The following is a 20,888-nucleotide window of genomic DNA, read 5'->3' as shown; positions in this document are numbered from 1 at the left end:
AGAAGTGGCTTGCTATTATAGGTTGTAAATTTCTTGCTTTTCTTCTTCAGTTAATTCAAAATCGAACACTTCTAAGTTTGATTTTTGACGATCAAAGTTGTGTGATTTTGGAATGACAATGACTTCGCGGTCAATTTGGAAATTCAAGACAACTTGTGCCCAAGATTTTCCGTATTTTTCACCGATAGCATTTAGTCGTACGCGATTAGCATCACTTACACCAGATAAAGGTGACCACGCTTCTGCGAATACTTCATGTTCGCGTCCAAATTCAATCACATCATGATTCCATTCTCCAGGATGAGACTTAATTTGGTTAACTGTCGGTTTAATCGTTGCATTATCTAATATTAATTGTAATTGATCTTTAGAGAAGTTCGATACTCCGATAGATTTTAAAGTGCCAGCTTTCACATGTTTTTCTAACACTTTCCAAGTTGCAACCATTTCTTCATCATTATCCCAAGGATGGTGAATTAAATATAAATCAATATAATCTGTTTGGAATGCTTCTAAAGAGTTTTTCACAGCTTCATCAATCGTTGCTTCATCTTTCGTATACTCTGGTTTACCAGGTAATTTTGAAGTTATAAAAAATTCTTCACGAGGAACATCTGATTCTGTGATAGCTTTTCCAATTACTGCTTCATTGCGATAAGAAATAGCCGTATCGAAATGTCTGTATCCGTTAGTAATTGCTGATTGTAATTCAGTTGTATCAAAATTAATGTCCTCTGAATAGTCATTATTTACTTTACCAAATGTGTTTGTACCGCTTCCGATAATTGGAATCTGCTTATTATTGTTTAATGTGATTAAGTTCACTTTACTTACACCCCTTTTAATAATCTCTTTGACAAGTGTATCAGAATATCGGCTACCGTCCTACTAAAGTGCTTCCAATGTTTTCGTCAAAACATGCATACTTTCTAACTTTTGAATAATTTATGATTTTTTGTTGATTTATTGTCGCTTTATTGACTGATTTTTTACGAAAACTTTAATTTAATTGTATGAGTGGTATAATATAGTTATAAAAAGGAGGAGTTCTTTATGAAAAGTAAACGCTTACGTTACTCAGTTTCTATAGCCCTCACAAGTCTTTTATTCGTAACCCATGTCACACCCTTAGCTCTAGCTCAAACGGAAAGTGTTCCGCCTGAATCTGAGATTGTTCAACAACAGCAAGAAGCAACTTATCCCGTTGGTGTTGAAGTCCGTGGTTTAGATGGTACTCGTACAAGCGATGCTGGAATTACTGTATCTGATGAAAATAGTACGGTATACGAAGGTGGATATAATGAATATGCACAATGGTTAACTTATGATGAATTACCTGAAGGTGAGTACTTTATTACATTGACACCACCGGAAGGAACAACGAGTCAAATTAATAACACGGCTCCACAATTTGCAGCAGCTACAGAGACACCAAATGTTTACTCAATCTATGTCAATGAAAAAAACTTAGGTGGTCTATCCGCTGTATACGGTGCATTCGAGCTCGTTAACGAACCGGTCAGTGAAACTTACCGCATTGGAGCAGAAGTCCGTGGTTTAGATGGTACTCGTACAAGCGATGTTGGAATTACTGTATATGATGAAAATAGTACGGTATACGAAGGTGGATATAATGAATATGCACAATGGTTAACGACAAATGAATTACCTGAAGGGTTGTATTACATCGAACTGACAACTCCAGAAGGAACAATGAGTCAAATTAGTACAACTACAAATCAATCAGCTATTCCAACAGAAACACCTAATCTTTATACAATTGGATTAAATGGAGAAACTTTAGGAAACTTATCTTCTGTATATGGCGCATTTGAATTAATTGAAACGGCTCCTGTTGAACAAACATTCCGATTAGGCGCTGAAGTGCGTGGCTCAGATGGAAGACGTACCAGCGATGTTGGAATTATGGTTTGGGATGCCAATGAAATGTACTATGATGGATCTTACAACGATTATCTACAATGGTTAACTAATGATGAATTACCTGAAGGTGAGTACTTTATTACATTGACACCACCGGAAGGTTTCTCAACTGAACTTAACTTAAGTACTGATCAATATGCGATGGAGACGATACCCCGAATGTTTATTCAATTTTCTTAAGTGAAGATAATTTAGGTAGTAGCTCAGCCATTTATGCTGCATTTAATTTAGTTGAAGCTCCGGCTGAAACATATCAATTAGGTGTGGAAGTGCGTGGATTAGACGGCACTAGAACCGATGATGTGGGAATTACTGTCGCAGATGTTGATGGCGTTACATTTGAAGGTGCTTATAACGAATATCTACAGTGGCTAACAACTGAAGAATTACTTGCTGGTCAGTATTCAATCACTTTAGATACTCCAGAAGGTACTGTTTCAACTATCAATGACACTACGAATCAATTTGCAATCCCTTCTGATGAAACCAATGTTTATAATATCATTTTAAACGAAGAGAACTTAGGTAGTAGCTCAACCATTTACGGCGCGTTTAACTTAGTTGAAGCTCCAGCTGTAACATACCAATTAGGTGTGGAAGTGCGCGGATTAGATGGTACTAGAACCGATGAAGCAGGAATTACTGTGACGGATGATGATGGTGTTGTATTTGAAGGGGAGTATAACGAGTACTTACAGTGGTTAACGAATGAAGAATTAACTGAAGGTACTTATACAATCACTTTAGACACGCCAGAGGGTACTGTCTCTGAAATTAATGACACGACAAACCAATATGCAGTCGCTACTGATGAAGATGATGTTTATACAATAGAATTAAACGAAGAGAATCTAGGTAGTAGTTCTGCAGTATACGGTGCATTTAACTTAGTTGAAGCTCCGGCTCCAATCCCTGCAACATTTACTTTAGGTGTGGAAGTGCGTGGATTAAATGGTACTAGAACAGATGAAGCAGGAATTACTGTGACGAATGATGATGGTGTTGTATTTGAAGGTGAATATAACGAGTACTTACAGTGGTTAACGAATGAAGAATTAACTGAAGGTACTTATACAATTACTTTAGACACGCCAGAAGGTACTGTCTCTGAAATTAATGACACGACAAATCAATATGCAGTCGCTACTGATGAAGATGACGTTTATACAATAGAATTAAACGAAGAGAATCTAGGTAGTAGTTCTGCAATATATGGTGCATTTAGATTAATCGAATCGGATGAAAATGGTGGTGGCGGTTCTGAGAGTTCTGATGAGTCAAGTGACGAATCAAGTGATGAATCTAGCGACGAGTCCGATGAATCAGAAAGTTCTGACGAATCTAGCGATGATGAATCTGACGACGAATCAAATGGTTCAGATGAGTCAGATGATGAATCGGATGACGATGGAAACGTCATTGTAGACCAAGATGACGACATCTTACCAACAACTGGTGAAAGTAATACAATGATTATTACTGTTGTTGCTATCGGTTTACTAGCCGTTGGTGGACTTCTACTTTACCGTAGAAAACGTAGTTAATCTTGTATATAAATAACCATTAGAAAAAGAGCCTGCGGACATCATGTTCGCAGGCTCTTCTTTGTCCCCTGCAACCTTCATATAGTTGAGGCTTAAAATTTCAAAGTTTTTCGTGTAATATGGTTCCTGCGTAGATATTCTCCTTATGTTTTTGGATGGTACTTTAAATATAACGAATATCTGCGTCTTTTAGAAGACACAAAAATAGGGTTGATGACATTTCATTTTTTGTCATCAGCCCTTTTTTAGTTCAAAATTATTTAATCTCAGATGAGGTGTCTCCAATTGATTCGTCAGACTCTTTTTTCATTTTTTCTCTTTCAAAATAAACTAAACCAACGCCTATACCGATTAATATTAACACGCCTAAGACATTCCAAACGGTAAATAATGGGATATTAAACTGCATACTGATGACTAAATTAATTATAATCACAACCGGTACTAAACCAAAGGCTGCAACTGCCAAGTAACGCCATGAAGATAAATGCATTCTTGTATAAATAAAGTATAACGCCCAAAGATAGATTAGAGTGACGAGAGTAATTGGAATAGCTACATTCACCAGTATATTATTCGCACTGATCACTAAGTTTAATAAGAATAAATATGGAATAATCAACACACTAAAAGCGATTAAACTAGACATGATTGGGGTGGTTAAACGGAAGAATAAAGGAAGTATAATTCCCCAAGCAAAAACTATTGAAACCGATGCAATACCTGACCAAGTAATCGTGTTAACACTAAGAAAATCAATGATTAAACATGCCACGATAACAAATGCTAAGACTCCGGTAATCGCGATTAACCACTCCCTTCGAGTGTGTTTAAACTGTTCACTCATATTATTATTCGCATACTCTAAGACGTTTTGAGTGACATCATGTTCTGAAGGTGCTGATTCATCGAGTGAATAACGTTCGCCACGTAATAATTCATTGACTGTGACGCCATAGAAATCTGCTACTGGCTGAACTTGGTCCATCTCTGGTAATTTACTACCATCTTCCCATTTGACTAAATCTTCTTCACTCACATTAATTGCTTCTGCCACTTCAGTGGTCGACAATCCTTTGTCCCGACGTAATTCCAGTAAAAAATTTCCCATTCTTTCTCGTTCAAGCATTGTATATGTCTCCCTTACTTACCTTAGTCAATAACTTCTGTATGAAAGCAACGTGTCATATGCTCTAGCATCACTTCGCCTAAATCAGTGAATGTTGCTACACCGCGGCGATGTGTCAGTGTTTTAAAGCCTTCAGCATCTGCTCCTCCAATTGTTTGGAATACACAAATATCAGTCGTAACTCCGACTACATGTACCGTATCAACATCTAAATTACGCAAGGTTTCTGCTAATTCCGTTTCAAAAAATGAATTATAATTTTGTTTAGGAAAGTAATGAACATTCTTATGTTCTTGATTCGCCTGGAACCAATCTTTTAACTCTCCATACAATTCCTGTCCCGGTGTATTTACCACATTATGCACTGGCCACAGGTCAAAGTGAGGATCATTTGGTTCGTGAGCATCCATCGCAACTACAACTTGTTTGTTAGCGCTTAAAAAATCATCCGCTAAGTTTCTGATATAAGGTACAATTTCTTGACCTGGCTTCCCTACAGTCAATCCTCCGTCATCAGCAACAAAATCATAACTCATATCTACAATTATTAATGCCTCTTTAGTCATATTATACGGCTCCTTCGCTTTTTCTTTATTATCTCATACTCCAGCTCAAATTTAAAAGTATATAACCTTTCGTATCCATAATCGTTAATGCTATCTCTTTGTTCTAAGTAAAAGTTTTCATTTCCTATTTTCAATATTTTTCTTACATGATAACATAGAGATAATAAGATATTCGTTGCTATTCATAATTAAACAGGAGGTTTTCATGCGCTTTAAAACTCTTTCTTGTGATTCCCTCACAAGAATTCTAATACTCTTTTCTTTTTTTCTTTTTGTTTTGACACCTGTCACAATCTTCTCTGAAAGTGATGATGGTTTCGAGGATATTGATATTCGACTTTATCAGGGTAGTACATCTACGGTCTATGATTTTGTCTTACCTGAATCGGAATTTATCGCCCGAAATTTTAATCATACACACCCGGAAATACAAGATCAGTATGCTTCTGCAGTTCAAAAATTAGCAACTATCCATAATTATTCATTTGAAGACCCTCTCCTTATCTTAAACCCATACGGCACAGTCACAAATGGTCTGTATATTAATTTTGGTTATGATAATGAAGATATCGGCGTTAATTATACAATAACAACTGAAGGGAATAAGAAAGACCATATCTTCCAAAGATCTTTAAAAAATGCGAGTGAGGATTCTGACTCGTTTGAATCGCAAATTATTGGCCTCGTACCCGGTGTTGATAATCATATCGAATTAGAATTGGTGGATAATTCGAACGAGGTGATTGATACATTATCTTTTAACATTCAGATGCCTAAAACATCTTCTTTCTATCCAAGTTACTTATCAACTCAAGATGGGGACAGCACAAGACAATTATCTGATGGACTATTCTATTTAGTAGGCACTTCACAATTTAATGGCTTTACGTATTTCTTTGATAATGAAGGCGTTCTTAGAGCTGAAATTGACACAAATTCATACCGCTTTGATAATTTATTATTCCACGAGGATTATATTATTATGGCAAATACGAGTACACAACTTATTGCCATGAATTCTTTGGGTCAAATTACACAGTACTATGATATGCCTGGCTATAACATGCATCATGATTTCATTATAGGACAAGAGGATGAAGTGTTGATACTTGCCTCTTTAAACGATAGAAAGTCGATTCGCCGAGAAGATATTATCTTATCGCTTGATTTGAATTCAGGTCAGATCAAAGAGTTACTAGATTTAAAAGATGTGTTTGGTGACTATATGCAAGTGACGACCCCTTCATATAATCAAGATGGTGATGCCACAGATTTAGATTGGATCCACATTAATTCGATAGAAAAAGTCGACGAAGACGCTGTTCTGTTAAGTTCTCGTGAGACTTCAACAATCATTAAAGTTAGCAATCTTTATGATGAACCAAAAGTTGATTACTTAATTGGGCCAGAACCTGTTTGGATGGGAACGGACTACAGCAACTTACTATTAACACAAAAAGGAACATTCCCGCTTCACGGTGGCCAGCATTCATTGAATCTTTCTAGAACGTCAATTCAAAGTGATGGCGAATATTATGTTACATTCTTTAATAATAATTACTGGCGTTACTTAACACGCCCAGATTATATGGGACACATTGAAGAACATAACAGTCGCAACTTTGAGCCTAACCCTGATGAGCTTTCTTATATGTATAAATATTTAATCGATGAAAGTGAAGGTACCTTTGAACTTGTGCAATCATTTCCTGTTCCTTACTCGTCAATTGTAAGTAACGTTGATCCCTTATCAAACGGGAACTATGCTATTAACAGTGGTAAAGCTAACGTATTTAGCGAATACGATTCAAAAGGTAACTTAATTCGTTCATATCATTACGTGAGTGGAAACTTTGCGTATAGAGCATTTAAAGACAACTTTACTGACTTCTGGTTTCAATAAAATAAACGGTCTCCTTTTCAAACAGGAGACCGTTTTTGTTTGCTTTTATTTAAAGTTTTTAGCTAATTCTACGAATTCCTTTAGTATTCCAACACGCATAGATGCGTCCGGATTAACCGTTTGACAAGCAGTTAAGTCTGCTTTAATCGTCATTAACATCCCAGCTTGGTTAAAAGTGAGTCCCGCTTCTTTCATTAAGAATTCAACCATATGGTCATTTGCTATTACAATGGCTTCATCAGTAGTTTTACCATAGCCATATGTGTAAAAGGCTTCATCAGTTTCAACGAGTGGAACTGAATGGGGGTAATCCTTCATGACTTCAACAGTGACATGCGCTTCACCACCTGCTTCAACGCCACAACCCCAAACTTCACCATCACCCATAGAGGCATGCATATCACCAATCGCAAGTAAGGCTCCTTCTGTATAAACTGGTAAATACACGACTGACCCTTCCGCAATCATCGTATTATCCATATTCCCACCATGTGGTCCTGGTGTCCCAGTTGTAATGCCTTCATCAGCATTAGCTGTTCCAATCACACCAATCATTTTATTTAGTGGGAATTCAACACCTTGAAATTCAAAAGTGCCTTTATCTTCGTGTATTGGGCAAATCACTGTTTGTTCTTTCTCAATTCCTTTGGTGAACAGTTTATTTAAACCTGGTGCTGAAACAACGACACCGTGATTATTTAATTTAATCGCATTTATCGTTACTTTTAGTACATCCCCTGGCTGTGCTCCTTCAATGTATAAAGGTCCCGTAGCAGGGTTTACTTTATTAAAGTCAATTTCACTAATAACATCTGATTCTGTTTTAATTGTATCAGAGAAGCAATCTTTCGTTTCGAATATCACTTGATCTCCGCTTCTAATAGTTCCAACGGCTTGATTCTCTTTATCCATACTATAAATAACATTGTCTTTTGAAATTCTCATATTTTCCACCTTTCAAAATAATTATTATCCATATCATAGCAGACTCTAATCAAAATGACAGTAAAGACCATGTGGTGACAGTGAATAATTATTAACCACACAGTTTTATCACTTTAAACACCTTTATTCTTAAATAATCCAACATCTTAATCAAATAATTTACTTTTTACCATTGCCTTTAAACGATTTATGTCTTAATCTTAAGTATATAAGAATATCACTAAGGAGAGAAAATCATGAGTGAATTAATCACTGTCAAACAATTAGCAGATAAGTTGGGTGTTCCTAAAAGTAAAGTATCCTACCAAAGTCGGAAGCTTGATGATAGTCTCATTCTTCAACAAAATGGCACTAATTACTTAACTGAACGTGCACAGTTATTAATTACTCAAGCTATACATGACTTGATGAACCCGCCTACGGCTGAAGATGTCGAAAAAAAAGCTGTTGAGGAAGTAGTTACTGATACAGAAACTGTTGAATCGGACGAATCTGAACAAACTGAACAGGCTAATCAAACTAATTCTAAGCAGTCTGATCAAACCGAGCAAACTGACGAAACTAACCCAGAAACAGAAGAAGAAGAACAAGACTCTTTATCTAAAGAAACAAGTCAAGAAATGATGGATTTACTATATGAGTGGATTGATAGTCTAGATGATCAAATTGAAGTAAACCAGGAGCAATTAGAAATGTATCACGATCAATTAAGAGCTAAAGACGAACAAATTGATAAATTAACGCAATTATTAAATCAATCTCAACAGTTACAATTACAACAGCAACAACAGCAATTAAAACTTGTTGAAGACATTGAGTTTGAAAAGAGCCTGACTTGGTGGCAAAAACTTTTCGGCAAGAAATAATCATTGTTTAAAGTGTTTAAACACTTTATTAATGCACTTATATTCATTTTTCTGTAAAAATAAGCCCTGACTTCTACGGAAATCAGGGCTTATTTTTGTTATTCAATTTTTATCCGACTAATTTACCATCATTCACTAACTCAGCTGCTCCTAGAAGTGCAGCGTCATTACCTAATGAAGCAATGACAATTTCAGTCTTTCCTTTAAGAGCTGGGAAGATATAGTTATCGCAATGTCTTGCGACTAATTCACGTAGATACTCTCCTGCTTGCGCTACCCCTCCACCTAAAATAATTTTTGAAGGGTTCAACATATTTACAATATGTGAACATCCTAGGCCAAGATATTCTCCGAACTGTTCAACTACATGTTTAGCAAACATATCATGTTGTTCTGAGGCTTCAAAGATATCTTTGGCAGTCAGTTCATCGCCATTATCGATACGTTGTTTGATTTCAGAGTCTCCACTATATTCTTCAGAATACTCACGTGTTAGATTCATCAAACCTGTTGCTGAAGCTAAAGCTTCTAAACAGCCAATTTTTCCACAAGTACAAGCAATACCACTATCTTTATCAATCGTCATGTGGCCGATTTCACCTGCTGCTCCTGAATTTCCATGAACGATTTGACCATCAACAATAATACCGCCACCTACACCCGTTCCTAATGTCACCATCACAACATCGGATGCATTATCTCCTGATCCATGACGTTGTTCACCTAAAGCAGCAATATTAGCATCATTATCCAAGTAGAATGGTAATTTAAAGGCTTGGCTAAATTGTTCTCCGACATTTTGAGTCTCTACCCAGTTTAAATTATACGCGCCTATTACTGTTAAATCGATATGGTTAACCGTTCCAGGACTTCCCATACCAATACCTAAAAAGTCTTCTGTTGTTAATTGATATAAATCCATTCTTTCTTGTATTGATTCAATCAGATTCGGAACAATTGCCTTTCCACCATTTAAAACTACTGTATTTACCGACCATTTTTGGAGTATTTCTCCATTTGTCGATACAATAGCTAATTTTGCTGATGTACCCCCTAAGTCAATTGCGATAATTTTATCTTTCGTCGTCATCATTACTCCTCCATCTTTAACTGATATATTTCACTCACTAAATAATTCTCTAGAATGATAATGCTTACTTTATTATTGTATCAAAATTTCCTTGAATAACCACTCTATAGAAAAGAATAATTACTTTTTTTTTGAAAAATTTGGCTTTGCCACCTAGAATGCTCCAATGATAACTGACGCAATCACATTTAATACACCTGCAAGTAACATGACTTTTACTGGATCTACTTTCCATTTCATAAGTAAGAAAAGACAGATTCCGAAGATGATAACCGCTGTGATTTTAATCGTCTCAATGCCCATCACTTCAGTTCCCCAAAAAGATGTCACTAAAATTGAAACACCTGCCGTTGCAATCATAGCGACGACTGCGGGACGAAGTGCTCTAAGCACATATTGTAAAACATCCATCTGACGGTATTTCATATATAAAAAAGCCAAAATCGTCACCAATATAACTGAGGGAAAAACTGAACCAAGTGTCGCAGCAACTGCCCCAAAGACACCCGCAATTTGAGTTCCCACAAAGGTAGCTGAGTTAATCGCAATCGGTCCCGGCGTCATCTGAGAAATGGTAATTAAATCTGTGAATTCTTGTAAAGTCAGCCATTGATGTGAGTCAACAATTTCTGCTTGAATTAAAGGTAAAGCCGCGTATCCTCCTCCAAAACTGAAAGCACCCACTTTTAAAAAGCTGACAAATAATTGCCAATAAATCATTGAGTCATACCTCCTTTATTGCGGTTAAAGAAAAATTGAATTAATCCAATACTAGCTGCCACTAGAATAATTAACATCACATTGACATTGAAAATATAATTAGCAATAAAGGCGATAAACATCGTTGCAATAAGGAGTGGACTTTTTGTGTTGGTCACTTGTTGCCCCATTCCAATCACCACAGCTGTGATTACGGCACCAACACCCGCTTGCATCCCTTCAAGCATTAAGGCGATGAAAGTATTTTCCCGGAAAGCATCATAAAATAAAGCAATCAGTGAAATAATAGTAAAGGGAGGAATGATCGTTGCGATTACAGCGGTTAATACTCCAAGCATCCCAGCTAATTTATAACCAACAACGATGGCTCCATTCACGGCAATCGCACCTGGAGCTGATTGTGCAATCGCGACTAAATCTAACATCTCATCTTCATCGATCCAGCCATAATCATCTACAAACGTTTTTTTCATTAGAGTGATAATGACATAGCCACCCCCAAAGGTAAAGCCACTTAACATTAATGTTGATAAGAATAATTGCTTTAAAATTTGCCACTTAGATTGATTTTCATTTATCTTCATATAATTCTCCTTCAATCATCTTTGTAGTTCTCATATTAGCTTAAACACAGTAAAATGTGAATTAAATGATTTTAGGCAACAAAAAAAGCTAAAGTGAATAAATCACTCTAGCTTTAGTTTATTCTTAGTATGCTGGGTTGAATGAAACGTGAACATGGTCATAATGGTTTGCAGTGATACTTCCACGGTCTTCCATGGCTGTCCATTGTTGGTTCCAATCTCCATAAATTTGTTGTTCCCAAATAACGTATGAGATATCATTTTCTGCCATATTATTGATTGAGTAATTAGCAATGTCGTCTCCAACTTGAGATCCAACTGGTACCATAAAGTCAACGGCTAATCCTACACCGTGATCTTGTGCGTCGCCTGGACGGTAAAGACTGAATGAATCAATACCATAGATTGCTGCAACTTCTTCTTTAAAAGCTGCTGCATGTGGTTGTAAGCCAACGTTTTCAGGGTTAGCTGCCGGGTCTGTTGCTGGTTCTTCATAAACAGGTTCTTCGTATACTGGCTCCTCGTAAACAGGCTCTTCATAGACTGGTTCTTCATAAACAGGTTCTTCGTATACTGGTTCGTCAACTACTGGTGTTTCTTCTTCTACCGGTTCCCAAGCTTGACTGTTTTCGTCAACAGTTAAATCAGTTTCGTAAGTTGTCTCTTCATAAACAGGTGCCTCAACTGGGACTTCCTCTACAGGAGCCGCTTCGATAGGCGCTTCCTCAATTGGAGCTTCTTCTACTGGTACTTCTTCTACTGGTACTTCTTCTACTGGTACTTCTCCGTAAACAGGTTCTTCGTAAACAGGTTCTTCGTAAACAGGTTCTTCGTAAACAGGTGCCGTTTCAGCTGGAACTTCTGTCGCTGGTGCTTCTGTATAAGCGGCCGCTTCGACAACTGGAGCTTCTTCAACAACTTCTGTTTCAACAGGTGCTTCTTCAACCAGCGCTTCTACCGCTGGCTCTTCTTCTACCCATGCTGGAACTTCTTCAATAATTGTATTTGATGGTGCAGCACCACCTGCTGATGATTCCGTTTCTGTTTCTGAAACTGTTTCTTCAGGAACAATAACTTCTTCAACAACTTCTGTTTCTGTTTCAGCTTCAGGCATTGCTTCTGAAGCAACTTCTTCTACTTCTGGAATATCTGATAAGTTGACTGGAATACTTACTTCTAAAGTATCTCCATTTGGTGCATCAACTGTTAAGTTGCTTGCGCGGTCATTCGCATCATATTGAGCTGTTAAAACTGTCTCAGGGAAGATTAAGTCAACATCTTCAATATTATTAATTTCTGCTAAATAACGTGATTCAATATTCATCGCTTCAGAAATGACACTCAATGTATCTCCGTATTTTACTGTATAAGATAATTCATTTTCTTCAGTCACAACGATTTCTTCAAGCACTTCTTCTAACTGGCGAGCTTGCCATGTAATATCTGAATCAATCGCCATTGCGATTGGGCCATGTGACATCAATGCTAAGATTGATGATCCAAGCCATAATTTCTTTTTAAAGTTCATATATAAGTTCACCCTTTTTTTAATTTATTTTTCTGACATGAATTACTTTAGCATAGTCAATTCTGGAAGCCAATGACATTTCAGCCATTTAAATGAACTGTATTTTGTCTGTAACATAACATTTGCGTGTACATTTGATTGTAACAATTGACCCTATTCTAATAGCTTTTTGCTTGCATACGTTTGCAACCAACTTTACACTGTTGTACAATACTCCATAGATTACAACATTAAAAATACGGGGAGCTTTTGAAAGTAGAGCTGAGAGGAATGTAATATTCGACCCGCTGAACCTGGCTGCTTGCAGTGTAGGGATCATAATTTGCCTTAAAAGCGATTAGCGGAGATGACCTATACTGGATATCTCTGCCTTTTTGTCTATTTAAATTAATTTAGAGGAGTGAGAACTTGAAAACATTAAAAACACAAAAACTTGTCTTAGCTGGTATCCTATCTGGACTAGCCGTCATTGGGAGCTTAATTTCTTTCCCAATTCTAGGCTCGCGAGCGTCACCGATTCAACATATTATTAATATGATTTGCGCAGTGCTTTTAGGACCTAGTTATGGCGTTGCTGTCGCTTTTATTGCTAGTCTATTACGAAATTTATTCGGTTTAGGTACGATTATGGCCTTTCCCGGAAGCATGATTGGTGCCTTTTTATGTGGCATCATCTTTAGCAAAACAAAGAATCTTTTTCTCACTAGCCTGGGTGAAATAGTTGGAACCGGAATTCTAGGTGGGCTTGTCGCATGGCCACTCGCGATTCTATTTTTAGGAGAAAGTGTTGGAACGCTAGCCTTTTACGCTTACGTAATTCCTTTTCTTATTTCCACGGTTACTGGAACAATCATTGCCGTTGGAATCATTAACATACTTAAACAAAATAATATCATCACCTGGCTAGAAAGAAGTGACCGATCAAATGATAGAGATTAATCATTTATGGGGAAAAGTTCGAGAAGCCAATCCACTTGTGCATACGATTAGTAATCTAGTTAGTGCCAATGACTGTGCTAACTTACTCCTTGCTGTGGGGGCAAGCCCAATCATGGCGAGCGCCATCCAAGAGATGGAAGATATTACCCGAATTAGTCAAGCAACAGTTTTAAACTTAGGCACACCCAATGATTCAAAATACGCTACTTGTACCAAAGCCGGCGTATATGCAAATAAATATGCCCATCCTGTGATTGTCGATCCCGTCGGCATTGGGGCGAGCCTTTATCGAAAAGAAAAAGTCACACAACTTTTAAAAGAAGTTCAACCAACCATTATTAGAGCCAATGTTGGAGAAGTCCAAAGTTTGTTAGGGTCTAAAAGCCAAGCACGAGGCGTTGATAGTTTCGCTCAATCCCATTCTGATGATGGACAATCAGATGCCGTCGTCTTAGCCCAACAGTTGGATTGTGTTGTCTTGATGACTGGAAAAGATGACTTTGTTACCAACGGTACTCACTCTTACTTAATCGAAGGTGGTAGCTCAATTCTCACCAAAATTACCGGAACAGGTGATATGCTTTCTGTCCTATGTGGCGCTCTATCCAATGTGACTGACCCGCTAACAGCTGCGCTTAGCGCTTCCTATAGTTGGAAAGTCATAGGTAAACTGGTTAAAGAAAGTTCCGCAGGTTTGGGTCAAGCACACAGACAACTCTTCGATTATGCTAGTCAAATTGAACAAATTACCAAAATTCAACATACCGTGACGATTCATGAATCAGGAGGCCGTAAACATGACAATTAAACCTGAACAACTCACCTTATATGCCATTACAGACCGAACTTGGTTAAATGGTGCTACCTTAGAAGACCATGTCAAAGAAGCTCTCGAGGGGGGCGCAACGATTTTACAGCTTCGAGAAAAGACTCTTTCTGAAGCAGAGTTTCTTGAACAAGCTAAACGATTAAAACCTTTATGTCAGTCTTACAATGTCCCATTAATTATCAATGATCGCGTTGATATTGCCCTTGAAGCTGATGCTGATGGCGTTCACGTAGGTCAAAACGATATGCAAGCCAGTCAAGTCCGCGAAAAATTAGGCCCAAATAAGTTACTCGGTGTATCTTGCCGAACGGTTGAACATGCTTTAGCCGCTCAAGAGCATGGTGCTGATTACATCGGCGTTGGAGCTATGTTTCCCACTCAAACAAAGACTGATACTGAGCCCGTTTCAATTGAAACACTTAAAGCCATTTGTCAATCCGTAAACATTCCCGTTGTTGCTATTGGTGGCGTTACATTATCGAATGTTTCTCAGTTACAAGATACTGGTATTGCAGGTATTGTCGCCATCAGCGCGATTTTTTCTCAAGATGATATTCAAGAAGCAGCACACAATTTAAAAGAAGCTGTTTCAAACTTACTTTAAGGAGGTAACATGTATGAAAACTGTATTAACCATTGCCGGAAGCGATTCGAGTGGAGGCGCTGGCATTCAAGCAGACTTAAAGACGATGATTAGTCATGGGGTTTATGGCATGAGTGCGATTACTGCTTTAACTGCTCAAAATACTTTAGGTGTCACTGATGTCTTAGAATCAACGCCCGAATTTTTAGCTGCCCAGCTTGATGCTGTGTTCACAGATATTTACCCCGATGCGGTTAAAATTGGAATGGTCTCAAGTGCGCCGTTAATTAAAGTCATTGCGGATAAATTAAATGAGTACGACGTGCCTTTAGTCGTAGTAGATCCTGTCATGGTGGCAACCAGTGGTTCTGCTTTGATGGAATCCGACGCTACGGAGACGCTGAAACAAGAATTACTCCCTATCGCGACTGTTCTCACACCAAATATCGCGGAAGCTGAAGCATTATCTGGGCTTAAAATTAAAACCCATGACGACATGGTCGCAGCTGCAAAGCATATTGGCGATACTTACCATTGTGCTGTCCTTTGTAAAGGTGGACACCGTCAAACGGATGCCAATGATGTTCTATATCATGAAGGAAAGGTTCATTGGTTCGAGAGCGAACGCGTGGATAATCCAAATGCCCATGGAACAGGTTGTACTCTAGCAAGTGCTATCGCCTCTAACTTAGCGAAAGATTTTGATTTAATTACTTCTATTGAACGCGCAAAAGCCTATTTAACGGATGCATTAAGAGCGGGACTTGATTTAGGTAAAGGGTCTGGGCCTTTAGACCACGGCTTTGATATCCATTCAAAATACAGTGAGATGAATAATCAAGACCTTACATAGGATGAAATTAAACTCAGAGCCTTTTGATATGATTACACAGGGACAAAAAAACGATTGAACTCCGTCTAAATGATGAAAAGCGTCGCCACGTTTAAATTGATGATCAAATTATTTGAGTACTCAAATGATTTAACACAAACAATTCAGGTGGATGTGATTGCTTTACATCCGTTCCCTTCTTTCGTGGAACTATATCAGGCTTTTCCTTTACTAGAATGTGGCTATACTTCTAATAATGTGGAGGCTGCTTCTCCAGAAGATATGGAAGCTCATTATTCATTAGAGCAACAAGCGCATTATGGTGTTCTTGGGATTGAAATTAGTTTGCCTGATCATTTTGCTTAACCTTGCTCAGCTCCTATATATTTTCTGTTAGAATATCTAAACACAGGAGTTGTTTGCTTTTCCATGTTAACGATCATTATTTTAATTTTAATCGCCCTCTTGGGCTACACCCTTTTTCATCAATTCAATGCTTTTCGCCAGATACAAATCCGCGAGAATCATCAGCGATTATTTTATGCAACGCCTGTGATTATTGCGATTGTATTTCTAGAGGTTGGATTCGAATTTGGCGAGACGTTTATTCAATACGCCTTATTTATTTTAATCGCTATTAATTTTGTTGCGATTCCTTTTACGTCAGGCCTTTCAAATGATTTTATCTATTATAAGTCTAATAAAAGAGGCATCGCTGGTTTCATTCCTAAAAGTAAAACTTTAACCGACGTTATCGGGAGTCAGATTGAAAAAGAGGATGATTATTTTACTGTTGATTTTTCTTTTGAAAAGGAGATTATCAGTTTACGTTTTTCAATTGAACATTTTGACCCTGTCCATCAAATAATTTCATGTACATAAAAGAAGCCAGGCACTCGCCTGGCTTCTTTTATGAGAATAAATTTGAGAGTAAACCTAAGAAATTGTGCACCCCGGCCATAAATAAAAACATCGTGACCGGTTTAAATATCAATTGGATGATGACCATTCGCTTGTAAGTCAAATCACTTAAGCCACTGATCATGATGAATAACTCATCCGGCAATCCTGGTACTACAAGCACCACCGCAAGTATCCACTCAATGTAATAACCTCTATCTAAATAACTCAAGCCTTTTTCAACTAATTTTTCATCTAAAAAAGCATATAAAATTGGCTGTCCGAAGCGTTTCGCCAACCAAAATAATATCAATGTCCCAAGCAAACTCCCTGAAAACGCCAAAATAAAGCCCAGTAGTGGCCCAAATGCGACATAAGCAATCACACTCCCGAGCCCACCGGGAACGATTGGGTACACGGTATTGATGATAGATAAAAGGAAAAAGACAATCGGTGCGAATGACCCAGTTCTCTCGAGTCTTTCTTGAAGAATTTCTGGATGATTAAATAAATCAATTTTGAAAAAATAGGCGAATATGATGAGCGTAATCACCGCTCCGACAATGGCCACCCACTTTAACACTTGCTTATTTCTTTTGAAAAACATAATATCTTTTGACAGTGGTGCCATATCCATAAAACCTACCCTCTCTGATTGAAACAAATCGTCTTTTATTAACTTTACAGTATTATATTTATAGCTAAACTTCATAGGGCTAAAGGACCAAGTTTTATCATCCGCCCAATAAAAAAAGAGAGTCACGCTCTCTTTTCGCTATAATAAACATATCATAAATCATTAGATATTTTTAGGGTGAATTCGGCAAAAAATTGGCCATCCGGGTATGGATGGCGGGAGGTTGGGTTTTCGTTTCTACAATCTATAAAACTGCTTCACATTTCCTGCTTTCAACAAATCCTCAACAGTCTGCGTCTTCGAGTACATCGTTAAAGCGTGGATGACATAAGCAGCGGCTCGCGCATCTTCTAGAGCATTATGATGATTAAATTCAAATTTTATTTGCTGGCATAATGATTTTAAACTAAAACTTGAGAGCTTTCCGCGCCATAAATTACGGGCCAGCTGACAAGAGTCAAAATAATTCATACCTAACTCTGGGAGACTGAATTTTTCATTGGCTGATCGAATCACACCTCGGTCAAATTGAGTGTGACTCACAACTGGTGCTTCTCCTACGAATTCTTGAAATCGCCCAATCACTTCATCATACGTCGGTTTTCCTTGAACTTGTTCGGGTGTTATTCCGTGAATGCGAATATTGTTCGGTGCAAAAGATGTCAGTGGATCAATTAATTCATAAAATTGTCTAACCATAATTCCGTCAACAACTTTTACTGCCCCAAGTGAACAAGCTGACCAGCGCTGACCGTTGGCTGTTTCAAAGTCAAATGCAACATATTCCATTGAATAACCCCTTCCTTATAATCTTAATCTCCATATCAGTATATACACTTCTTACCTCTCGTCAAGTCGCAAGTTTTAAAATATTCCACTTGCTTATGCGAACATTTGTTCGTATAATGGACTCAAGGTCTTATCAAAAGGAGGATTATAATGGGAAACATTCAGTATGATAAAGAGCCTAAATCTGACATAGCTTTCATTGATATGAAATCCTTTTATGCCAGCGTTGAGTGCGTGGAACGTGGCCTCCACCCCCTCTATACTTCTTTATGTGTGATGAGTCGAGCAGATAATGCAAACGGCTTGATCCTCGCCTCTTCACCAACATTTAAGAAAGTTTTCGGAAAGGATAATGTAGGTAGAAGCTATGATTTACCTTTTAATATTCACACAAGACGATTCAATTACTATGTTGCCAAACGTCAAAATTTACCTACAAATCGAGAGTATGTTCGCTTTATTGAGAGTTGGGCGCGAAAAACACTCATCGTTCCTCCAAGAATGAGCTTGTATATTGAGAAAAATATGATTATTCATGACATTCTTCAAAATTATGCTCCTAAGGAGGAAATTCTGCCCTACTCTATTGATGAAAGTTTCATTGATCTAACTCGTTCGCTAGATTATTTTACTAAGCAAAAAAATATCTCTCGCCGTGCTAAACTCGATGGAATTTCTGAACAGATTCAACGAGAAATCTGGAAAGCAACCGGTGTTTTTTCAACAGTCGGTATGAGTAATGCGAATCCGCTTCTTGCTAAATTAGCTCTGGACAATGAAGCAAAATATAACCCTAATATGCGCGCTAATTGGTCTTATGAAGATGTTGAAACGAAAGTCTGGAACATTAAAAAACTCACTGACTTTTGGGGAATCGGTCGGCGAACAGCAATTCGTCTTAAACGGATGAAAATTTACTCTATTAGAGATTTAGCTAACAGTAACCCTGAACTACTCAAACAAGAGTTTGGCGTTATTGGTCTGCAACTCTGGTTTCATGCTAACGGAGTGGATGAAAGTGATGTGCGTTACCCTTATAAAGCCAAATCCACAGGTTTAGGTAATTCGCAAGTTCTGCACAAGGATTACTATAAGCAATCCGACATCGAACTCGTCTTAAGCGAAATGGCTGAGCAAGTAGCTATCCGTTTGCGTAAAGCTCATAAAAAGACAACCAGTGTGGCAATATCTATTGGCTTCTCTCACACTGCTGAACGGTCATCCATTCATGTTCAAAGAAAAATCGACCCCACTCAAAATACAAAAGTGCTCATCGGTCATGTCATCAGTCTTTTTCGTTCAAAATATAATGGCGGTGCCGTTCGAAATATCGCTGTTCGCTATAATAATTTTGTTGATGAGAAATATGCTTTTATATCTTTATTTGATAATTTTGAACAAGTTGAGAAAGAAGAAACTCTTGAAAAAACAATTGATGATGTTCGCGAACGATTTGGCTTCTTGTCGGTGCAACGTGCAACTGTACTGAAAGAAAACTCCAGAAGTAAAGCGCGTAGTCAACTTATTGGTGGCCATGCGGCAGGTGGCGCTGGTGGCTTGGATGGGTTAGCATGACAGTTGATCGAAGCTATCTTCCTTACCGTTCTGCTCGTAATTACCAAGATCGGAAGATGGCTAAATGGATGGGCTTTTTCCTATCAGAACACACCACCGCGCTCACAACTGAAGCCGAGACGATTGATTTTAGCCAATCGCTCCCTTTAGGAGAGAAACTTCTCTTACTCAACCAATTATACTTGCAAAAGCTATCTGGTATTTTTCAAATCATACAGGACGAAAAGTCTAAAGAAATACGCGGGAAAATCGATTCCGTACAAGCAAATCAAGTTGGCGTGCAAAGTGAGAATGCCCACTACTTTATATCTATTAAACACATCATATCAATCAAATTAGAGGAGGAATTGGACGATGGATTCTAGAAATATTCAGAATAGTAGTGTTCAATTCGATTATTTTAGTGAGAATTTTATTCGATTTGAACAAGATTTTAATGCTTATTCAAATTTGGTCGTCCCTTTAACATTTATGGTCGATGACATTCTTTTTACTATGAATGAGTCGCAAACCAATTACTTTAAACTCCCCGCCATGAAAGCAAAAGATAATAAAAATCATTACTTTATCTTCAGAGTGAAAATGCAAGAAAGCAATTCGCAAGTCCGCATTTATGAATATATCCGACACACATCACCCTTTTAAATGTCACTTTAATGCAGCTCATCTTCTCATAAAAAATATAAGCGACAAAGTATCTTATTATCTTGATACTTTGGGTTCTACAATTTTTGATGTTGGTGAGAAAATCTCACTGACATCTTTTTTTACATCTAAAATGAAATAGCCAGTGAATTCTACTATAATTTAGTTACGACACAAAAATATAGTTAGGAGAATTCACATGGCTATTGATAATTTTATCGCAAACTTCTTAGAAATTAAAGACCCAAATATCGAATTTCATGAAGCGTTTCAAACAATAAAAGAAAATGGCGTTACTACCAAAATACTCTCTGGGACGTTATCATATCCTCTAGAAGAC

Annotated in this window: 23 protein-coding genes; 13 read left to right on the top strand and 10 right to left on the bottom strand. The window is 37.6% G+C overall.

The genetic code is table 11. The features are described 5' to 3' along the window. Positions 1 to 15: 15 nt before the first annotated feature. Positions 16 to 825, bottom strand: a complete 810-nt coding sequence (locus HW423_RS05820) for an aldo/keto reductase family protein (protein WP_218931000.1) — start codon at positions 823 to 825, stop codon at positions 16 to 18. Between the two features lie 228 nt (positions 826 to 1,053). Here HW423_RS05820 and HW423_RS05815 point away from each other — a divergent pair, with 228 nt between their 5' ends. Beyond that, entirely contained in the window at positions 1,054 to 2,124 is a 1,071-nt protein-coding gene (locus tag HW423_RS05815) for a hypothetical protein (protein ID WP_218930999.1), read from the top strand. An 89-nt stretch (positions 2,125 to 2,213) separates the two neighbouring features. Beyond that, positions 2,214 to 3,488 carry an LPXTG cell wall anchor domain-containing protein gene (locus HW423_RS11395; RefSeq protein WP_218930998.1) on the top strand — a complete coding sequence of 425 codons (1,275 nt, stop codon included), beginning with the start codon at positions 2,214 to 2,216 and terminating at the stop codon, positions 3,486 to 3,488. 256 nt (positions 3,489 to 3,744) lie between these two features. On the opposite strand, the gene HW423_RS05805 is transcribed toward HW423_RS11395, so the two are convergent. Together HW423_RS05805 and HW423_RS05800 are read right to left on the bottom strand one after the other, a co-directional pair. Next, positions 3,745 to 4,617 (bottom strand): helix-turn-helix domain-containing protein, encoded by an 873-nt coding sequence (locus HW423_RS05805; protein WP_218930997.1) that lies wholly within the window; start codon positions 4,615 to 4,617, stop codon positions 3,745 to 3,747. Positions 4,618 to 4,640: 23 nt separating this feature from the next. Then, a complete protein-coding gene (locus HW423_RS05800; protein WP_218930996.1) occupies positions 4,641 to 5,183 on the bottom strand; it encodes a cysteine hydrolase family protein in 543 nt (180 codons plus the stop codon). A 205-nt stretch (positions 5,184 to 5,388) separates the two neighbouring features. Here HW423_RS05800 and HW423_RS05795 point away from each other — a divergent pair, with 205 nt between their 5' ends. Continuing rightward, the gene (locus HW423_RS05795) at positions 5,389 to 7,086 is read left to right on the top strand and encodes an aryl-sulfate sulfotransferase (RefSeq protein WP_218930995.1); all 1,698 of its coding nucleotides are present in this window, start codon (positions 5,389 to 5,391) and stop codon (positions 7,084 to 7,086) included. Between the two features lie 45 nt (positions 7,087 to 7,131). Here HW423_RS05795 and HW423_RS05790 read toward each other — a convergent pair whose 3' ends face one another. Further along, positions 7,132 to 8,031, bottom strand: a complete 900-nt coding sequence (locus HW423_RS05790; protein WP_218930994.1) for an acetamidase/formamidase family protein — start codon at positions 8,029 to 8,031, stop codon at positions 7,132 to 7,134. Between the two features lie 236 nt (positions 8,032 to 8,267). On the opposite strand from HW423_RS05790, the gene HW423_RS05785 reads away from it, so the two are divergent. Beyond that, positions 8,268 to 8,897: a hypothetical protein gene (locus HW423_RS05785; protein ID WP_218930993.1), complete on the top strand. Its 630-nt coding sequence runs from the start codon at positions 8,268 to 8,270 to the stop codon at positions 8,895 to 8,897. 109 nt (positions 8,898 to 9,006) lie between these two features. On the opposite strand, the gene HW423_RS05780 is transcribed toward HW423_RS05785, so the two are convergent. The 4 genes from HW423_RS05780 to HW423_RS05765 form a co-directional block, all read right to left on the bottom strand. Next, a complete protein-coding gene (locus tag HW423_RS05780; RefSeq protein WP_408014884.1) occupies positions 9,007 to 9,987 on the bottom strand; it encodes an ROK family glucokinase in 981 nt (326 codons plus the stop codon). A gap of 153 nt (positions 9,988 to 10,140) precedes the next feature. Continuing rightward, positions 10,141 to 10,707 carry a chromate transporter gene (locus HW423_RS05775; protein WP_138404743.1) on the bottom strand — a complete coding sequence of 189 codons (567 nt, stop codon included), beginning with the start codon at positions 10,705 to 10,707 and terminating at the stop codon, positions 10,141 to 10,143. Next, positions 10,704 to 11,291: a chromate transporter gene (locus tag HW423_RS05770; protein ID WP_218930991.1), complete on the bottom strand. Its 588-nt coding sequence runs from the start codon at positions 11,289 to 11,291 to the stop codon at positions 10,704 to 10,706. Before HW423_RS05770 ends, HW423_RS05775 begins: the two co-directional genes overlap by 4 nt. Before the next feature lie 124 nt (positions 11,292 to 11,415). After that, positions 11,416 to 12,819, bottom strand: coding sequence for a LysM peptidoglycan-binding domain-containing protein (locus HW423_RS05765; protein ID WP_218930990.1), 1,404 nt, complete (start codon positions 12,817 to 12,819; stop codon positions 11,416 to 11,418). A 408-nt stretch (positions 12,820 to 13,227) separates the two neighbouring features. On the opposite strand from HW423_RS05765, the gene thiW reads away from it, so the two are divergent. The 6 genes from thiW (at position 13,228) to HW423_RS05735 (ending at position 16,884) form a co-directional block, all read left to right on the top strand. Next, positions 13,228 to 13,758, top strand: coding sequence for an energy coupling factor transporter S component ThiW (gene thiW, locus HW423_RS05760; protein ID WP_218930989.1), 531 nt, complete (start codon positions 13,228 to 13,230; stop codon positions 13,756 to 13,758). Further along, complete coding sequence (thiM, locus tag HW423_RS05755) at positions 13,745 to 14,566, top strand: hydroxyethylthiazole kinase (protein WP_218930988.1); 822 nt, start codon at positions 13,745 to 13,747, stop codon at positions 14,564 to 14,566. Before thiW ends, thiM begins: the two co-directional genes overlap by 14 nt. Then, positions 14,556 to 15,191 (top strand): thiamine phosphate synthase, encoded by a 636-nt coding sequence (thiE, locus tag HW423_RS05750; protein ID WP_218930987.1) that lies wholly within the window; start codon positions 14,556 to 14,558, stop codon positions 15,189 to 15,191. The genes thiM and thiE overlap by 11 nt, the downstream gene beginning before the upstream one ends. Before the next feature lie 13 nt (positions 15,192 to 15,204). Continuing rightward, positions 15,205 to 16,023 carry a bifunctional hydroxymethylpyrimidine kinase/phosphomethylpyrimidine kinase gene (thiD, locus tag HW423_RS05745; RefSeq protein ID WP_218930986.1) on the top strand — a complete coding sequence of 273 codons (819 nt, stop codon included), beginning with the start codon at positions 15,205 to 15,207 and terminating at the stop codon, positions 16,021 to 16,023. Between the two features lie 99 nt (positions 16,024 to 16,122). Next, on the top strand, positions 16,123 to 16,368 hold the full coding sequence (locus HW423_RS05740) for an ASCH domain-containing protein (RefSeq protein ID WP_328803130.1): 246 nt from the start codon (positions 16,123 to 16,125) through the stop codon (positions 16,366 to 16,368). Between the two features lie 63 nt (positions 16,369 to 16,431). Beyond that, positions 16,432 to 16,884 (top strand): hypothetical protein, encoded by a 453-nt coding sequence (locus HW423_RS05735; protein ID WP_218930985.1) that lies wholly within the window; start codon positions 16,432 to 16,434, stop codon positions 16,882 to 16,884. A 28-nt stretch (positions 16,885 to 16,912) separates the two neighbouring features. Here HW423_RS05735 and HW423_RS05730 read toward each other — a convergent pair whose 3' ends face one another. Continuing rightward, complete coding sequence (locus HW423_RS05730; protein ID WP_218930984.1) at positions 16,913 to 17,539, bottom strand: TVP38/TMEM64 family protein; 627 nt, start codon at positions 17,537 to 17,539, stop codon at positions 16,913 to 16,915. A 237-nt stretch (positions 17,540 to 17,776) separates the two neighbouring features. After that, on the bottom strand, positions 17,777 to 18,328 hold the full coding sequence (locus HW423_RS05725; RefSeq protein ID WP_218930983.1) for a 3'-5' exonuclease: 552 nt from the start codon (positions 18,326 to 18,328) through the stop codon (positions 17,777 to 17,779). Between the two features lie 150 nt (positions 18,329 to 18,478). Between HW423_RS05725 and HW423_RS05720 the strand changes: the two genes are divergently transcribed. Genes HW423_RS05720 through HW423_RS05710 form a run of 3 tightly spaced genes read left to right on the top strand, consistent with a single transcriptional unit; the run spans position 18,479 to position 20,548 of the window. Beyond that, a complete protein-coding gene (locus HW423_RS05720; RefSeq protein WP_218930982.1) occupies positions 18,479 to 19,903 on the top strand; it encodes a Y-family DNA polymerase in 1,425 nt (474 codons plus the stop codon). Further along, positions 19,900 to 20,268, top strand: a complete 369-nt coding sequence (locus tag HW423_RS05715; RefSeq protein WP_218930981.1) for a DUF2642 domain-containing protein — start codon at positions 19,900 to 19,902, stop codon at positions 20,266 to 20,268. The genes HW423_RS05720 and HW423_RS05715 overlap by 4 nt, the downstream gene beginning before the upstream one ends. Further along, the gene (locus tag HW423_RS05710) at positions 20,258 to 20,548 is read left to right on the top strand and encodes a DUF5960 family protein (RefSeq protein WP_218930980.1); all 291 of its coding nucleotides are present in this window, start codon (positions 20,258 to 20,260) and stop codon (positions 20,546 to 20,548) included. Before HW423_RS05715 ends, HW423_RS05710 begins: the two co-directional genes overlap by 11 nt. Positions 20,549 to 20,888: the final 340 nt, after the last annotated feature.

Origin of the sequence: Ruoffia halotolerans, from assembly GCF_014049385.1 — a bacterium.
GTDB classification, from domain to species: domain Bacteria; phylum Bacillota; class Bacilli; order Lactobacillales; family Aerococcaceae; genus Ruoffia; species Ruoffia halotolerans.
This window is presented reverse-complemented; position numbering and strand designations above follow the sequence as displayed.

What these genes read in the sequence shown, in the direction of transcription:
- HW423_RS05790 (WP_218930994.1), bottom strand. Translation starts at nt 8,031, where the DNA reads ATGAGAATTTCAAAAGACAATGTTATTTATAGTATGGATAAAGAGAAT.
- HW423_RS05735 (WP_218930985.1), top strand. Translation starts at nt 16,432, where the DNA reads ATGTTAACGATCATTATTTTAATTTTAATCGCCCTCTTGGGCTACACC.
- HW423_RS05800 (WP_218930996.1), bottom strand. Translation starts at nt 5,183, where the DNA reads ATGACTAAAGAGGCATTAATAATTGTAGATATGAGTTATGATTTTGTT.
- HW423_RS05740 (WP_328803130.1), top strand. Translation starts at nt 16,123, where the DNA reads ATGATCAAATTATTTGAGTACTCAAATGATTTAACACAAACAATTCAG.
- HW423_RS05770 (WP_218930991.1), bottom strand. Translation starts at nt 11,291, where the DNA reads ATGAAGATAAATGAAAATCAATCTAAGTGGCAAATTTTAAAGCAATTA.
- thiD (WP_218930986.1), top strand. Translation starts at nt 15,205, where the DNA reads ATGAAAACTGTATTAACCATTGCCGGAAGCGATTCGAGTGGAGGCGCT.
- HW423_RS05725 (WP_218930983.1), bottom strand. Translation starts at nt 18,328, where the DNA reads ATGGAATATGTTGCATTTGACTTTGAAACAGCCAACGGTCAGCGCTGG.
- HW423_RS05775 (WP_138404743.1), bottom strand. Translation starts at nt 10,707, where the DNA reads ATGATTTATTGGCAATTATTTGTCAGCTTTTTAAAAGTGGGTGCTTTC.
- thiM (WP_218930988.1), top strand. Translation starts at nt 13,745, where the DNA reads ATGATAGAGATTAATCATTTATGGGGAAAAGTTCGAGAAGCCAATCCA.
- HW423_RS05710 (WP_218930980.1), top strand. Translation starts at nt 20,258, where the DNA reads ATGGATTCTAGAAATATTCAGAATAGTAGTGTTCAATTCGATTATTTT.
- HW423_RS05715 (WP_218930981.1), top strand. Translation starts at nt 19,900, where the DNA reads ATGACAGTTGATCGAAGCTATCTTCCTTACCGTTCTGCTCGTAATTAC.
- HW423_RS05815 (WP_218930999.1), top strand. Translation starts at nt 1,054, where the DNA reads ATGAAAAGTAAACGCTTACGTTACTCAGTTTCTATAGCCCTCACAAGT.
- HW423_RS05785 (WP_218930993.1), top strand. Translation starts at nt 8,268, where the DNA reads ATGAGTGAATTAATCACTGTCAAACAATTAGCAGATAAGTTGGGTGTT.
- HW423_RS05720 (WP_218930982.1), top strand. Translation starts at nt 18,479, where the DNA reads ATGGGAAACATTCAGTATGATAAAGAGCCTAAATCTGACATAGCTTTC.
- HW423_RS05780 (WP_408014884.1), bottom strand. Translation starts at nt 9,987, where the DNA reads ATGACGACGAAAGATAAAATTATCGCAATTGACTTAGGGGGTACATCA.
- HW423_RS05795 (WP_218930995.1), top strand. Translation starts at nt 5,389, where the DNA reads ATGCGCTTTAAAACTCTTTCTTGTGATTCCCTCACAAGAATTCTAATA.
- HW423_RS05765 (WP_218930990.1), bottom strand. Translation starts at nt 12,819, where the DNA reads ATGAACTTTAAAAAGAAATTATGGCTTGGATCATCAATCTTAGCATTG.
- HW423_RS05730 (WP_218930984.1), bottom strand. Translation starts at nt 17,539, where the DNA reads ATGGATATGGCACCACTGTCAAAAGATATTATGTTTTTCAAAAGAAAT.
- HW423_RS05805 (WP_218930997.1), bottom strand. Translation starts at nt 4,617, where the DNA reads ATGCTTGAACGAGAAAGAATGGGAAATTTTTTACTGGAATTACGTCGG.
- thiE (WP_218930987.1), top strand. Translation starts at nt 14,556, where the DNA reads ATGACAATTAAACCTGAACAACTCACCTTATATGCCATTACAGACCGA.